We start from the raw sequence: 15,030 nt of genomic DNA, 5'->3' as shown, positions 1-15,030 counted from the left end.
ATTGTTTTGGCATAGGTTGAGCTGCTAAATAATTTGATAAGTCAATAATAGTTTCATTTGTAAAGCCATCTTTATTAAAAAAATTACTTTTTATTTCCCATACTTTTACTGGTTCTTTTTTCGCGGGCGAAATTTTGCTACTCTTTTGAGATTGGTTATAATCTCTTATATCATCCCTTTTTGTTCCATCTCGATACATTTGAAGCTGAACATCTTTATCTTTTACATTGCTAAGTTCTTGTAGGACTTCTAGTCCTATATCTTTTTTATTCTCTTCTATATCTTGGATAATTTCATCACATATTTTTACAGCTTTAAATACTTTAGATATATATGTTGGTGATTTACCTATTGCTGTTGCTAGGTCTTGTTTCTTTGCATAATTTCCACTAGCCCAAAGTTGATTTATAAATTTAGCTTTTTCAAAATCAGTTAAATCATCCCTTTGGATATTTTCTACAAGTGCAAGTTCTAGTATCTCTTTATCAGTAGCTTTTATGATGTGGGCTTTGATAGTTTTAGCTTTTGCATATTGTGAAGCCCTAAATCTTCTTTCACCGCTTATAATCATATAGCCCTTATCAGTTTTAACAACGGCTATAGGTTGAATTAGTCCATTTGTAGTAATACTGTTGGCTAATTCTTCTATATCGTTAAAAGCTTTTCTAGGTTGGTTTGGGTTTGGGTACACCTTGCTAATTTCAAGCTCTGAAAATGAACTTATACCACCAGTTTTAGTTTTACCTTTTGTTGCTGTATTAATGGCTTGTAAGTTCATCACATAGCCTTTTAATATCTTCTATTGCTGGTGTATCATTTGTATCTAATACTGATTTTCCTACACCTAAAGTATCTTTATATACTTTTCTATTTCGTATGATTGATTTTAGAAGTTTCATTTGTGGATTATTGCCAATAGCTTCAGTTATCACATCAAAGTTCTTTGTAAGTGGGTGTATGTTGTTCAATACCACATTTACAAAAGGATAATCTAGCTTTTGAGTTGTAATATCTTCAAGTATCGCTTCAAATGTTTTAAATCCTAAAACCTCTGTAACACTATTTGATATTGGTACTAGGATTTTATCAGCATAAGATATAGCTGTACGGTTCATATCATTATCAAAACCACCAATATCAACTATAACTATATCTTCATCATAATCTTCAAGTAGTGATATAAGTTCTTCTATATCTTGTGGCTGTTCTACTTCTAAACCATCAAGTCCACTACTAACTCTAATTTGATTTAAAAAGTATGTAGTTTGTTGAAAATCAAGGTCAATTACTTTTACTCTTTTTCCAAGCATTATAAACATAAAGATTATATGCCAAGCTAAAGTAGATTTACCAACTCCACCTTTTGTATGTGCTATTGTTACTATCATTTTCCAGTTCCTTATAATTTAAGAAGCTATAAATATTTATAACCGTTTAAATATTGTTGTATTAAAAGAATACAGTTAGTGTTCTTAAAGTTTGCTTACAAAGAACACTAACTGTAGTATTGATAATATTTTATATTGAAACTACTATGAATTAATAATTATGTATAATATTGAAAAGGATTTATATGTTTATAAAAATAATTTTATTAATAGTTTTAACACTTAGTGCAAATGCTGAAGCATTGAAAAATATAGTTTTTGAAAATGCAGTTGTTGAAGAGGTTACAAGTATCTATGATGGTGATACATTTAGGGCTAATATAAAAGGTTATCCAAAAATAGTAGGTTATAGAATGAGTGTAAGAATTTTGGGTATTGATACACCTGAAAAAAGAGCTAAGTGTAAAAAAGAAAAAGATTTAGCACTAGCTGCTAAAAAATTAACAGAATCACTTTTAAAAGGTGCTGAACTAATAGAGTTAAAGAATATAAAAAGAGGTAAATACTTTAGGATATTAGCTGATGTTTATGTAGATGGTGTACCTATAGCTAATGAACTAATAAAGAATAATTTAGCTGTAAAGTATGATGGTGGCACTAAGATAGATTGGTGTGAATAAACCATAAGGGTTTATTCACAAAGTTCTGTAGCTTCTTTTTGAAATGTACCAGTATTTACCATAAGTCCCGGATTATTTTTATCTTGTAGCCAAACTTTATTAAAAGCTTTTAAATCAGATTGACCATATTTATTATCAGCAAATCCAGTTAATCCATAAGGTACATCATCAATTATTACAACTGGTGATTTTATATCACCATCTTCATAACATTTTAGTATTGCACTATCTGATGTAAAAGCCCATTTATCGCCATAATCTTCTTTATGTATAGTCTTTTTACTATCTGAAAATACTAATGATAGAACAAAACCAATTACTAATACTATCCCTATCCACGTAAAGGTTTCACCTTTTGATAATCCTGGATTATCTATGCCACAATGTTCACATTTTTCATCATCTAGTCTTACATCTTTTTTACACGATTTACATTTAACTATATCATTCATTATTATCCTTTTAAAATTCTACCAACAACTTTACCTATGATGTTTAAGTATTCCTGACTCTCTTTGTCTATCTCTTCATCATAACCATCTTTAGTATGATAGCTTGGGTTTTCGCTTATAATTCTAATGTTTCCATTTAGCATAAACTTAATATTTTTAATTTGTTCACCTTGGTTAGTGTTTATGATATATTTACCATCACCCATAGCTTTTTCACCATTCTTAAACTTACAATACAAAGTTATATCACCATCATTTATATAAGGCTTCATACTATCACCACTTACTCTTATAGCTTCTAGCTCTTTGTTCCTATAGGCTTTTTCTATAGTATTTATATCAACATATATTTTATCTACAACTTCAATATCATCATTTACACCAAAACTACCAGCACCAATATAACCGTTAGTAAGTGATACAGTTTTTAGGTTGTCAGGTAATATGCTTGTAGGTAAGTAATCAATATATTGTTCAAATTCATCTACAAGTGCATTTTTTACTATTGTCTTTTTTTCTTTATGTGTAATAGGAAGTAAATCTAAAAAAGACACTCCTAGTACATCAGCTAGTTCATTGATTTTTAAAATATCTTTAGGAAATCTTGTACCATTAGCCCAGCTAATTGCTGTTGATTTTGAAACACCAAGTTTTTCACCAATTACTTTACCAGTAATTTTTTTCTTATCCATAAAAAATCTTAATTTTGCTGAAAACAAGTTTGGTAAATCTTCATTATCTATTAGCACGAAACACTCCTTAGTGTATTTTAGAATACATATTATATCTTTATTGTTGCTACAATTGGTGTTCTTTAAAGTTTATTTTAAGAACACTAACTGTAGTATTTCATTATGAAAAAGTTATATACAAGAAAAAAATTAAAAAAAGCACTTTTAAATTTTTATACTAACTCTGGTGCTGATTTAATATTAAGAGGCGAAAGAAGACCAAAATATGAAAATATTGTTGAGCTTCATTCTAAATATCATATAAAGTTTGATGTTTGGTTTGATATTAAATCTTATATAAAGAATGATATAAAAAAACATAGCTGTAGCACAACTACAAAATAAAAGAATCTTATAGGAGTAAAAATGGATATGCACTTGACACATCAAGAAATTTTTTTGATACAGAAAATTAAAAAATTAAATATTGAACAACAAAATAAATTATCGATATATATTCTTAATTTGAGTATCAAACATACACCAAAAAAGGAGCAAAAAAATGTTAAATAAAATTTTTGATACAGGTGAATTACCAAATGTAAAAGTATATGAAGTAGCCCATAAAGTAGTTAGTGACTATATGGATAAGCACACTTGTAAGATAGATGTGGTTGCTGCTGAACTTGGTACTACTACTGGTGTACTTTATAGACAACTAAACCCAAAAGATACACAAATGACTTTAAGTGTAGATAGGATTATGTCAATTTGTAATCTTACCAAGGACTATAGAATATTAGAACTTATGTCTAATGAATTTGACCTTGCACTTATACCAAAACATCAAGATAAAGCTACTACAAGTGATATAAACCTACTTGTTGATATGGCAAGTATTGAAAATAATGATGTGTTTAGAGTAGTTAAAAAAGCTATTGCTGATGGAGTGATTACACCGCAAGAAAAAGAAGCAATTTTAAAAGAGATAGATGAAGCAGAAAGTGCAAACGCTGAACTAAAAGATTTAGTTTTACACACTGCAATAAAAAATAAGGAATAAAAAATGATAAAAATTAAAAAGATAACTGCACACACGATAGAGGTTGATGGTAAACAATTATCATTAAATGATAGTGAAAAAATAGTAAAAACAGCTGGTACTGATTATTACATACATAAAAACAAAAAAGATAGTAATTTTATTATTTCAGAGTTGAAAAATCTTAAAATGTTTAAGCTTATTGGTGGTTTTCATTATGGGCTTATCCCGGAAGATTTTAAGGCTATTAATAATATTAATGAAAAATCAGCAACTAAAATAGCTGGTATTAATCATTATTCGATTTGGGATAAAAAACATAAACCTAAGTGTAACCCGGAGGGTATGGTATTTATTCCTAAACTTAAAATATGGGTAGATATTTATTTACTAAATAGCGAACATAAAGATAATGGAACATCTAAAGCAAATACTATTATAGCTGCTGGTGATGATTACAATAGTAGAAAAATACCAGTTGATGAAAAAAATCTAAAAGGTGATGTAGTTGATAAAATTGCTAAGTCACATAAAAAACGGTCATTAACTCAAAAAGAGTTTAGAAAAGCTATGTACGGTGTTAAAGAGGGTGTAAGTGCTGAAGATAAAGATGATGGAACTATAAAGCATATAGAGGACTTTACATCAAGATATGGAATTGAACAAGCTACTGGTGTTATATGGGTTTGGAGTAAGGACAAATACAATAGTCAAGATAATCTAAGAGTTCTACTGGGTGGCACCCGTGTCCATGGGGTTAATGCCGGTTCTCGTGCCTCGCATTGGAACAGCTTTGTTTGGAATTCGAATTGGTACATTGGTTGTCGTTTCGCTTGTGACCACTTGTAGCTTTTGTAGTGAACGAAAGTGAACGGTAATATTAAGAAGTAGATAGTGGCTTCATAGAGCCTATTGAAAGATAGGTTTTATTGAGGCTATAGAATGTGTTAAGTTTGACGACCACACATCCTATAGCTGAACACACAAATGAATAACATCCAAATATGAGTTAGTAATTATATCCAGTTCTTACTAGCTCTTCAATTAAAAGCTAATTCATATTTGGATGGAACTGGGATATAAATATGAGTATAAAAATAATGACTATGGTTTTTAAAGATGAGAACCTAGACAGCAACAAAAAATTAATAATGTTAGCAATCTCTGATAATGCAAATGATGAGGGCTTTTGCTACCCATCACTAAATACATTAATCAATAAAACAGCATTATCTAAACCTACAATAATTAAGCATTTAAAAGAGCTTGAGCAAAACAATTTTATTTTATCTAAGAAGAGAAATACTAAACAAAATAAAAAAGGTGGTGGAAGATTATCAACAATTTATATAGTTTATCCTCAAATTCATATACCTATTTTAGATGAAGATATTTTATTTAGATTTGATATTAAAAAGGGTCAAAGTAAAGAGGCTTTACCACCTAGTCAAAGTAAAGAGGCTACACCTCAAAACGATAGTCAAAGTAAAGAGGCTTTACCTAAACCATCACTATCTTTATTTAATCATCATTTATTTAATAAATTAAATAAAGAAGAGAAAGATATATTTTTAGAATATTCATCACTTAGAAAAAAGATGAAACTACAAACTACTTTAGCTATACAAGAAAGATTATTAAAGAAATATTTTGAGTATGGTAGAAATATTGAAATCATCCAAAATGCAATTAGTGCTAACTGGAGAGATTTTTATCCTCTTAGACAAAATAACACAAATGTATCTAAACAATCAAAGCCTCAACAAAATACAAAATCTATAGCTGAAGTGCTAATTGAATATGTACAAGATAGACAAAAAGGTTTTACTCAAGAAATAGCAACACTTCAAGCTAAAGAAAAATTAAACTGGGGTATGCACAAAGACTTAGAGAGTGTTATACAAGACAAAGAGTATGAGTGGTATATGCAAAGAAGAGCCGAACAACAAACTAAGCCAAAAGAGAGTGATGAAGATTATGTAAATAGATTAATGGGGGAAATGTAAGATGAGAACTAGAAGAGATGATTTTATACAGTCTGTAGCTGATTTTTTAAAGATAAGCATAGAAAACAGCATAAACAAAGAGTATATAGAAGTTGAAACTGGATTTATAAAAGATGAGTGGTATCTTGAATTTATAAATCACCTTGGAAATGCTAAAGCTGATTTTAAAAGACCTTTAGACCTATTTACAAGTGCAATCAATAGCTATAAAAGTATTAAGTTCTCTAAGTTCTATGCTTCAGTAGGTGAACAAACAAAAGAGCTTTTAAAAAAGCTAGAAGCTACTTTTGGTATTTTTGATAATCATACTCCACCACCTGAATTTTTAACATATCAGCATTTTTCAGATAAAGAACCCGGTACTGAAAATAAAACACCAACTTTTACTAATAAAATGTTAGTAATTTTAAATCCTATAGGTGACTGGCATTATTTATATGGTCGTAGAAATGATACTTATGGACTAATACAAATGATACAAAGAGCTTATGAAAAAAGTATTGAGAAAAAAATAAAAGATACAGCTGTAGCACTTGGTAATGTTCCCCAACTAGGTTACAACCAACAGCAAAAGCTTATAAAAATGGTTGATGATGAACCAATAGAGGTAACACAAGAAACTATAAACCCTAATATGGCTGCAATGCTAAGTAAGGCTACAAATAAAGTTAGAGTGACTGCATAATGTTTAGTTTTGATTGGTCAATAAAAGATTTAAACAATGTTCCAAGAAATGGTTTAAAAGTATTTAGCTGTTTTAGTTGTGGGGGGGGGTCTAGTATGGGTTATAAAATGGCTGGATTTGATGTTGTTGGTAATGTTGAGATTGACCCACGAGTAAATAACTGTTACTTAGAAAATTTTAACTCTGATTTTAATTTTAATATGGATATTAGAGAGTTTGTAAAACTTGATGATTTACCAGCTGAACTTTATAGTCTTGATATTTTAGATGGTAGCCCACCTTGTAGTTTATTTAGTGGTGCAAACTTAGCAGCTGATGATAAAAAAGGTAAAGAAGTAAAATTTAGAGAGGGTCAAACTACTCAAGTGTTAGATGATTTGTTTTTTGAGTTTATCAAATTAGCTAAACGGTTACAACCAAAAGTAGTAATAGCTGAAAATGTAAAAGGATTACTTCAAGAAAAAAACAAATGGTATGTAGAACAAATTTATAAACAACTTGATGAAGCTGGTTATGTTGTTACTCATAAGCTCTTAAATGCTAGTGATATGGGAGTGCCACAAAAAAGACAAAGAGTGTTTTTTATGGCTATACGAAAAGATTTACAGTTTGATACTGTTGATTTATTTGGAGCTGAACCACGAATTGATTTGAACTTCAATGATAGAAAAATAGCTTTTAAAGAAATTTATACACAATCTAATAGTCAATATTTTTTAAGTGATTTTATGAAAGAAATTTGGTCACATAGATTAAAAGGTGATAAAGATTTTAGCTGTACAAATACTAGATATAGAAATAAACCTAATACTGGGTTTGGTCAAAATTATGTTTATATGGATGGGGTTTGTAACACTTTAACAGCTAAAAAAGATGTGATAGTTTTATTTGATGAACCAAGATACCTCAATGATATTGAAAGAATTAAAATCGGTTCATTTCCAAAAGATTATAACTTTTTAGACCAACCACCACACTACTTAATAGGTATGAGTGTACCTCCACTAATGACTTATAAAATAGCTATTGAAGTTAAAAAGCAATGGTTGGATAAAAATAAAAATAGATTGGCTGCTTAATGGGTGTAAGGATTAAACCAATTAATGAAAAATTTGATGTAGGTATTGATATAGATGGTGATGGTGATGATAAAAAATACTACATTTACAAAGATATGAATGGTGTTAAATCGTGGGTAACAAAATACAAAAAACTAGACAGATGGCACGGAGCAAAAGCCTATGTAAGAACTTGGGAACAAGCAACAAAAATAGTAGGTCAAATTTTCGCGGGCGAAATAAAATAAGAGTGATAAGTAAGGCTATTGATAGATATGTTGAATGTACTATTTTTGGCTTTGTTTATGATAGTAGAAAAATAAAAAAGGAATGGCTGAAATGATAAACAGATTGATATATTGGATAGATAGACCAAAGGCTGTATATACAAATAATCTAAATCATTTGATTGGTGAGCTTTGTTTTTGGTATGTAGTTGTAGATGTTGTTAGGTGGGTGTGGTTTTAATGGTTAGCTCTAAAAGATATGGCTACAAAGTACAGCTTAATCATCTTAAAAATAATGATATATCATACTTCATAGTTTATCAAGTTGGTGGTAAAAATACTTATCAAAAAGTAGGTAGAAAGTCCGAGGGTATAACTGAAAAAAAGTGTATTGAACTTAGAAACCAAATACTAAGCGAACAAAGACACGGTATAGATTTAAGCCAAAAGAGTTTTAAACATTTAACTTTTAATAAGTTAGCTGAACGATATTTTTCTAGTTTGGAATTATCAAGCCAAAAGAGATATGAACAACAGTATCAAAAGCACATAAAAGATAGTTTTGGTGATGTTGTTATAGCTAGATTAGATGATAGTTTAATTGATGAGCTTAGAGCATTAAAAACAAGTGAGGGATATAGCCAAGCTAGTATAAAACAGTATGTAAGTTTGTGTGTAAGAATTATTAATTTTGGAATTAAAAGAGGGATTATCGCATATAGTCCATTTAGAGATATTAAAAGATTTAAGATAAACAATACACGGCTTAGATATTTAAGTAGTGATGAAATATATACACTTAAAAGTAATGTTTACTCTAATCCTATTTTAAAACTATTTGTAAAAATTGCACTTGGAACTGGAGCAAGGGCTGTAAGTATTTTGAGTATTCAAAAGAAGCATATTAACATTGAAAATAAATCTATAACTATCAAAGATTTTAAAAGAAAAAATACTTATGTTGGGTATTTAGATGATATTGATTTTGATGTAGTCGTACAACATATTAAAAAGTTTAGTGCTAATAGTTACGTAGTTTCACTTGATGGTGCTGCTATGAAATATCAACAAGTATATCTAGCACTTGACATAATATTTAAACAATTCAATAAAGGTTTAAACAAAGATGATAGAGCTAATCGTGTTGTAATTCATACACTTAGACATACATTCGCAAGTCACTTAGCTATTGCAGGTGTATCAATTCAAGAGATACAAAAACTAATGAACCACAAAGATATTAAACAGACTTTGAAGTATGCAAAACTTAGCCCAGATAGTGGTCGTGGTTTTGTTCAAGAATTATATAAAAGGTAACAGATGATAGATTTAGACATAAAGCTTAATGGAGTAGATGAAGTATTGAAGCAACTTAACCCAAAAGCATTTAAACAAGCACTCAATAGAACTGTAAATGATATGGGTATGAAGATGAAAACTCAAATGACTAAGGGAGTTAGAAAAACATACAACATACAAGCTAGGGATGTTAAGAGATATATGAAAGTAAAACGGTCAAGATATGATGATATGAGGTATCAGATTGAGATAAATAGTGAAAGAAGAAATGTAATGAGGTTTGGTGCTAAAGTGCTAAAGAAGAGAGGTAGTGTGAGTGTGCGAATTAAAAAGGATAAGGGTAGAAGCATACTAAGAAACTCTTTTGTAGCTAAAAATGGTAAAGCAATACTTCATAGAGTTGGTAAGACACAAAAGATTAAGGCAGTTCAAACAGTATCAATACCCCAAATGTTCAATAAAAAGATACTACAAGAAGCTGATAATATGGTCACAAATGAAGCCGGTAATAAGCTAAAAGATAACCTAGCTTTTTACCTTGGAAAGGGCTAAAACTTATGTATATAAATAGTATAGAAAATTTACCACACAATCTTAACAGTAGAACTACAGCTAATAAAATAATGATGGGAGTTCATAGCACATTAACTAACACATTACTTAAATGTAACTATATGGAATATATAAGAGGAATTGAGAAATGGCTACAAAGCCCTTTAAAAGGTACTATACAGAGGTTTAGCCATAAGGGTACTAGCGAGTGCGAAATAAAACTAGACATAGAATTTTTAAAGTTACTTGACTTTTCAATTTATTCATTTAGTTTAAAAAATAGCTTTGAAGTCCTATGTAGTCGAACTTTAAAGCAAAAAGTCAAGCACTTGACTACTTACTTGACTTTAAGTGTTGTTTCAGTTTGGGCTTTACTTTATGAGTAAAAAATTTATTTCACAAGTAGAATTAGCTGAAGCAAATGGTGTTAGTAAACAAGCCATAAATCAGCTTGTAAAAAAAGGTATCTTTGCTAAATGTTTTGAGGGTAAAAGATTGGTGCGAGATTGTGCCTTAAAAACTTACTTAGAAAATAAAGACCCATCAAGAGATAATCAAAGAGAAGCAAATCAAAAAGATAAAATTTCGCCCGCGAAAAAATCAGTTGTAAAGAAAAACTTGACAACTGAAAAAGTAATACCGGAAATTGAAAAAGCTACTAGCAAAAATATTAAAGATAGTGACTTATACAATCAAGATAATTTAGATGAACTAAAAGACTTGTTATTAACTGCTAGTACTGGTAATCAAAAAGTACAAATTATTAAAGATTTTTGGACTGGTAAGATTAATCAGCAAAAATACTTAGAGGGCGAAAAACTTTTAATACCAAAAGAACAAATTATAAAAGATGTTCAAAGAATATTAAAAGCATTTAGAGATAAAGCACTAGCATTACCAACAAAAATTTCAAGCGACTTAGTTGGACTAACTGAAAAAAAAGATGTAGCTGTAGTTGTTGAAAGTTATATGTATGAACTACTAGAAGAACTTAGCAATTTGGAAGATGTAGAATGATTATCTCTGAATGTGTAAAAGTTGTAAAGCCACCTAAAAAATTAACTGTATCAGAGTGGGCTGATGAGTATAGACAATTATCAAGTGAAGCTTCAGCTGAAAGTGGAAAGTGGCGAACAAGTAGAGCAGAATATCAGAGAGGTTTAATGGAAGCATTTAGTGACCCAAGTATTCATACTGTTGTTTGGATGAGTTCAGCACAAGTAGGTAAAACCGAAGTGTTACTAAATATCATTGGTTATTTTATAGACCAAGACCCTAGCCCTATGCTACTTTTACAACCAACTTTAGATATGGCACAAGCATTTTCAAAAGATAGAGTAGCACCAATGGTACGAGATACAAAGGTTTTAACTCATAAGGTACGAGATAGTAAAGCTAAAGATAGTGGTAATACTATTTTGCATAAAACTTTTCCCGGTGGTCATATTACTATGGCTGGTGCAAATAGTCCAAGCTCACTAGCTTCACGACCAGTACGAGTAGTATTATGTGATGAAGTAGATAGATACCCAGCAAGTGCTGGTAGTGAGGGTGACCCTGTAAATTTAGCATTTAAAAGAACTACCACATTTTGGAATAAAAAACGAATGCTTACATCAACACCTACTATAAAAGATGTTAGTAGAATTGAAGCAGCTTATGAAGATAGTGATAAGAGAAAATTTTATATACCGTGTCCAGATTGTGATAAGCCTCAAGTTCTTAAATGGTCTAATGTTTCTTGGGAACAAGATACTGATAGTAATGGTAAGGTTATTAAACATTATCCAAATACAGCTAAATACTTTTGTGAACATTGTGGAGGTGGTTGGGATGATAGTACTAGGTGGAGAGCAGTAAGTAAAGGTGAGTGGAGAGCTGGTCGTGAAGCAAACGGTGTAGCTGGTTTTTGGTTAAATGAGATTTATAGCCCTTGGGTTAAATTATCAGATATGGCTACAGCTTGTATAGAAGCTAAAAAATCACAACACACTCTTAAAACTTTTATCAATACTTCTTTAGGTGAAACTTGGGAAGAAGACCAAGGTGAACAAATTGAAGATAGTAAGCTTATGGCTAACCGTGAAGATTATACGGTTTTATCAAATGAAGTAGCTGTACTTACTTGTGGGGTTGATACTCAAGATGATAGATTAGAGGGTGAGGTAAAAGCTTGGGGTGATGGTAACGAAAGCTGGGGTGTAATGCCTTTTAGGATTGAGGGTAAACCAAGTCAAAAGCAAGTATGGGATGATTTAGACAATATTATAAATGCAACATATAAAAGAGCTGATGGTATTCAGCTAAGAGTATCTTGTACTTGTATTGATAGTGGTGGTCACTTTACAGATGAGGTATATAAATATTGTAAAAAAAGAGAGATAAAAAGAGTATTCGCAATCAAAGGTTCATCTATAGCTGGTAAACCTATTGTATCAAGACCGACCACATCAAATAAATTAAAAGTGAAACTCTTTACTGTTGGAACTGATACAGCTAAAGAGTTGATATTTTCAAGGTTACAACTTGAAGAGTTTGGTGAGGGCTTTATGCACTTTAACAAAAGCTTTGATGAAGAGTATTTTAAAATGCTTACGAGTGAAAAAATTGTAACTACTTTCAAAATGGGGCGACCAGTTAGAATATGGAAGCCTACACGACCACGAAATGAAGCACTAGATTATACAGTTTATAATTTAGCAGCACTAGCAATATTAAATCCAAATTATAAGAAAATTCAAGAGAATATTAAACCAGTAAAAAAAGAGATTGAGGTAAAACTCAAAAAGAAATCAAATAAAAGAGGATGGCTAAATGGATATAAGTAATGAAAAAAAAGGTGTTGGAAGACCCAAGAGTGATAATCCTAAAATGAAATTTGATTTAAGATTAAAAACATCTACAATAGTTGATATAGAGCTTATTTGTGAAGAATTAAATATGACACCTAGCTTATTTGTTCAAACTATATTAGAAAATGAAACAGAAAAATATAAAAAACTTTTTAAAATATAATATTTGTCCCTTTTTAATTACCCTGCTTTTTTGAAATAATACAGTCAATATAAAAAACTAAGGATTAGATTTTGGCTGAACCTACTTTTGCACAACAAATGTTAACTAAAATTGAAACTATGCTACTTGGTAAAGCTGATAATGATGTAGCTAAGTATGAAATAGCTGGTAGGTCTTTAGAAAAATACTCTTTTAGTGAACTTCAAACATTAAGAAGACAATATAAGGGTGAAGTTAAAGCTGAACAAGTAGCAACTGATTTAGCCGCTGGACTTGGAAATCCAAGAAGAAAAGTTTTAACTAGGTTTTAATGATGAAAATACTTGGATTTGAAATAAAAAGAGCTAAAGCACCAGTAAGACAAAAGAAATCTTTTAGTGCTGCAAATACTGGTAATCTTTATGCTTCTTGGATACCCTCAAATAATACCGCTGATGTTGATATAAAAAGAGATTTAAAAAGTATTCGTAATAGAAGTCGTGAACTTATGCGAAATGATGACTATGCAAAGAAATTTAAACGAATGATTAAATCTAATGTTGTTGGAAGCCAAGGTATAAAATTACAAAATCAAGCAAAAGATACGAACGGTAATCTTGATAAAAAAGCAAATAAAACTATAGAAACTGCATATAAAAAATGGGGTAAAAAAGGTAATTGTGATGTTACTGGTAAATATTCACTTATAGATATTAAAAAAATGATTATGGGTACATTAGCTGAAGATGGTGAAGTTCTTGTAAGAAAAGTAAAAGGTTTTGATAATGAATGTGGATTTGCTTTACAGTTATTAGAAGCCGACCACTTAGATGAACAATTTACTGATACAAATAGAAATATATTAATGGGTATTGAGTATGATAAATGGAACAAACCTATAGCTTATCATCTTCACAAAACACATCCTGGCAATTCAACACTTACTTCTAGAGATATTACGAGAGAGCGAATACCAGCTGATGAAATAAATCACCTATTTTTACCATTAAGAATTAGTGCTACTCGCGGTGTACCGTGGATGGCAAGTGCTATGACTAGAATGAAAATGATAAACGGTTATGAAGAAGCTGAACTTGTAGGTGCAAGACTTGGAGCAAGTAAAGCGGGATTTTATACACGAAATCAAGCCGAGGGTGAATATGCTGGTGATAGTGAAGTAAATGGTACACCAATAAATGAAGTTACACCTGGTGAATTTGAAGTATTACCGGAGGGATGGGGTTTTGAAGCTTATGACCCACAACATCCAAATGCTGCATTTAAAGATTTTATGAAAGTTGTACTTAGAGGTGTTGCTAGTGGACTTGATGTAAGTTACAACTCTTTAGCAAATGATTTAGAGGGTGTAAATTTTTCTAGTTTAAGAAGTGGTATTATAGAAGAGCGAGAAGTATGGAAAGATTTACAAAAATGGTTGACTGAACACTTACTTGATGATGTGTTTGCTGATTGGTTAGATATGGCACTACTTACTCAATCTGTAGCATTACCATATTTTAAGATTGATAAATTTATTGCTCCTACTTGGATGCCTAGAAAGTTTGATTGGATTGACCCCTTGAAAGATGTACAAGCGAATATACTAGCAATAAAAGAGGGTTTAAAAACACACTCACAATTAGCTGCTGAAATGGGTATGGATATTGAAGAACTGTATGAGCAATTAGCTTATGAAAAAGATTTAAGAGAAAAGTACGGAATAACTTTAATGAGTGATGTGGAACTTGGGAATATTATTGAAAGTAAAGATGAAGATTAGCTATCTTTAGCTAACTCTTGAAGTTCAACACACTTTTTTATTTTTTCTATTGATATATTGTTTTTTTTACAAAATGCCCCAACTTTTAATAATTCTAGCATATCTGAATTATTACTTTTATACCACTTAATTTGTTGTTCTGATTTATTGATAAATTCTGCTATATCTTTATATGTTACATTTTTCATAAAAGAAGTTTAACAAAAGATACATTGATAAAACCTTAAATATAAAATAGTTTAATATATAATACTAT

General features: G+C 30.3%; 21 protein-coding genes. 16 read left to right on the top strand and 5 right to left on the bottom strand.

The window, feature by feature from the left end; all coding sequences use genetic code 11:
- The coding region (locus QZZ48_RS08940; RefSeq protein ID WP_294964574.1) for a ParB/RepB/Spo0J family partition protein at nucleotides 1-778 on the bottom strand (778 nt) is incomplete at its 3' end.
- Nucleotides 759-1,388: a ParA family protein gene (locus QZZ48_RS08935; protein WP_294964572.1), complete on the bottom strand. Its 630-nt coding sequence runs from the start codon at nucleotides 1,386-1,388 to the stop codon at nucleotides 759-761. The genes QZZ48_RS08935 and QZZ48_RS08940, both read right to left, overlap by 20 nt.
- Before the next feature lie 185 nt (nucleotides 1,389-1,573).
- Between QZZ48_RS08935 and QZZ48_RS08930 the strand changes: the two genes are divergently transcribed.
- Nucleotides 1,574-2,008 (top strand): thermonuclease family protein, encoded by a 435-nt coding sequence (locus QZZ48_RS08930; protein ID WP_294964570.1) that lies wholly within the window; start codon nucleotides 1,574-1,576, stop codon nucleotides 2,006-2,008.
- Between the two features lie 11 nt (nucleotides 2,009-2,019).
- Here QZZ48_RS08930 and QZZ48_RS08925 read toward each other — a convergent pair whose 3' ends face one another.
- Together QZZ48_RS08925 and QZZ48_RS08920 are read right to left on the bottom strand one after the other, a co-directional pair.
- Nucleotides 2,020-2,460 carry a DUF2511 domain-containing protein gene (locus tag QZZ48_RS08925; RefSeq protein ID WP_294964567.1) on the bottom strand — a complete coding sequence of 147 codons (441 nt, stop codon included), beginning with the start codon at nucleotides 2,458-2,460 and terminating at the stop codon, nucleotides 2,020-2,022.
- A 2-nt stretch (nucleotides 2,461-2,462) separates the two neighbouring features.
- Nucleotides 2,463-3,209: an XRE family transcriptional regulator gene (locus tag QZZ48_RS08920; RefSeq protein WP_294964565.1), complete on the bottom strand. Its 747-nt coding sequence runs from the start codon at nucleotides 3,207-3,209 to the stop codon at nucleotides 2,463-2,465.
- A gap of 105 nt (nucleotides 3,210-3,314) precedes the next feature.
- Between QZZ48_RS08920 and QZZ48_RS08915 the strand changes: the two genes are divergently transcribed.
- The 15 genes from QZZ48_RS08915 (at nucleotide 3,315) to QZZ48_RS08845 (ending at nucleotide 14,774) form a co-directional block, all read left to right on the top strand.
- Nucleotides 3,315-3,536, top strand: coding sequence for a hypothetical protein (locus tag QZZ48_RS08915; RefSeq protein ID WP_294964563.1), 222 nt, complete (start codon nucleotides 3,315-3,317; stop codon nucleotides 3,534-3,536).
- 157 nt (nucleotides 3,537-3,693) lie between these two features.
- A complete protein-coding gene (locus tag QZZ48_RS08910; RefSeq protein WP_294964560.1) occupies nucleotides 3,694-4,194 on the top strand; it encodes a phage regulatory CII family protein in 501 nt (166 codons plus the stop codon).
- 3 nt (nucleotides 4,195-4,197) lie between these two features.
- Nucleotides 4,198-5,022 (top strand): hypothetical protein, encoded by an 825-nt coding sequence (locus QZZ48_RS08905; protein ID WP_294964557.1) that lies wholly within the window; start codon nucleotides 4,198-4,200, stop codon nucleotides 5,020-5,022.
- A gap of 236 nt (nucleotides 5,023-5,258) precedes the next feature.
- Nucleotides 5,259-6,179, top strand: coding sequence for a helix-turn-helix domain-containing protein (locus QZZ48_RS08900; protein WP_294964554.1), 921 nt, complete (start codon nucleotides 5,259-5,261; stop codon nucleotides 6,177-6,179).
- A 1-nt stretch (nucleotide 6,180) separates the two neighbouring features.
- Nucleotides 6,181-6,864, top strand: a complete 684-nt coding sequence (locus QZZ48_RS08895; protein WP_294964551.1) for a hypothetical protein — start codon at nucleotides 6,181-6,183, stop codon at nucleotides 6,862-6,864.
- Nucleotides 6,864-7,943: a DNA cytosine methyltransferase gene (dcm, locus tag QZZ48_RS08890; protein ID WP_294964549.1), complete on the top strand. Its 1,080-nt coding sequence runs from the start codon at nucleotides 6,864-6,866 to the stop codon at nucleotides 7,941-7,943. The genes QZZ48_RS08895 and dcm overlap by 1 nt, the downstream gene beginning before the upstream one ends.
- Nucleotides 7,943-8,170 carry a hypothetical protein gene (locus tag QZZ48_RS08885; RefSeq protein ID WP_294964546.1) on the top strand — a complete coding sequence of 76 codons (228 nt, stop codon included), beginning with the start codon at nucleotides 7,943-7,945 and terminating at the stop codon, nucleotides 8,168-8,170. Before dcm ends, QZZ48_RS08885 begins: the two co-directional genes overlap by 1 nt.
- A gap of 91 nt (nucleotides 8,171-8,261) precedes the next feature.
- Complete coding sequence (locus QZZ48_RS08880; RefSeq protein WP_294964543.1) at nucleotides 8,262-8,390, top strand: hypothetical protein; 129 nt, start codon at nucleotides 8,262-8,264, stop codon at nucleotides 8,388-8,390.
- Nucleotides 8,390-9,466 (top strand): site-specific integrase, encoded by a 1,077-nt coding sequence (locus tag QZZ48_RS08875; RefSeq protein ID WP_294964540.1) that lies wholly within the window; start codon nucleotides 8,390-8,392, stop codon nucleotides 9,464-9,466. Before QZZ48_RS08880 ends, QZZ48_RS08875 begins: the two co-directional genes overlap by 1 nt.
- Nucleotides 9,467-9,469: 3 nt before the next feature.
- A complete protein-coding gene (locus QZZ48_RS08870; RefSeq protein WP_294964537.1) occupies nucleotides 9,470-10,000 on the top strand; it encodes a phage tail protein in 531 nt (176 codons plus the stop codon).
- Nucleotides 10,001-10,378: 378 nt separating this feature from the next.
- Nucleotides 10,379-11,017, top strand: a complete 639-nt coding sequence (locus tag QZZ48_RS08865; protein ID WP_294964534.1) for a hypothetical protein — start codon at nucleotides 10,379-10,381, stop codon at nucleotides 11,015-11,017.
- Nucleotides 11,014-12,828: a phage terminase large subunit family protein gene (locus QZZ48_RS08860; protein WP_294964531.1), complete on the top strand. Its 1,815-nt coding sequence runs from the start codon at nucleotides 11,014-11,016 to the stop codon at nucleotides 12,826-12,828. The genes QZZ48_RS08865 and QZZ48_RS08860 overlap by 4 nt, the downstream gene beginning before the upstream one ends.
- Nucleotides 12,815-13,015 carry a hypothetical protein gene (locus QZZ48_RS08855; protein WP_294964529.1) on the top strand — a complete coding sequence of 67 codons (201 nt, stop codon included), beginning with the start codon at nucleotides 12,815-12,817 and terminating at the stop codon, nucleotides 13,013-13,015. The genes QZZ48_RS08860 and QZZ48_RS08855 overlap by 14 nt, the downstream gene beginning before the upstream one ends.
- Before the next feature lie 71 nt (nucleotides 13,016-13,086).
- Nucleotides 13,087-13,326, top strand: coding sequence for a hypothetical protein (locus QZZ48_RS08850; protein WP_294964526.1), 240 nt, complete (start codon nucleotides 13,087-13,089; stop codon nucleotides 13,324-13,326).
- A 2-nt stretch (nucleotides 13,327-13,328) separates the two neighbouring features.
- Complete coding sequence (locus QZZ48_RS08845) at nucleotides 13,329-14,774, top strand: phage portal protein (protein ID WP_294964523.1); 1,446 nt, start codon at nucleotides 13,329-13,331, stop codon at nucleotides 14,772-14,774.
- Here the strand turns inward: QZZ48_RS08845 and QZZ48_RS08840 are convergent.
- Nucleotides 14,771-14,962, bottom strand: a complete 192-nt coding sequence (locus QZZ48_RS08840; protein ID WP_294964520.1) for a hypothetical protein — start codon at nucleotides 14,960-14,962, stop codon at nucleotides 14,771-14,773. The genes QZZ48_RS08845 and QZZ48_RS08840 overlap by 4 nt on opposite strands.
- Nucleotides 14,963-15,030: the final 68 nt, after the last annotated feature.

It is taken from the genome of Sulfurimonas sp., assembly GCF_016744025.1.
Taxonomy (GTDB): Bacteria; Campylobacterota; Campylobacteria; order Campylobacterales; family Sulfurimonadaceae; genus Sulfurimonas.
This window is presented reverse-complemented; position numbering and strand designations above follow the sequence as displayed.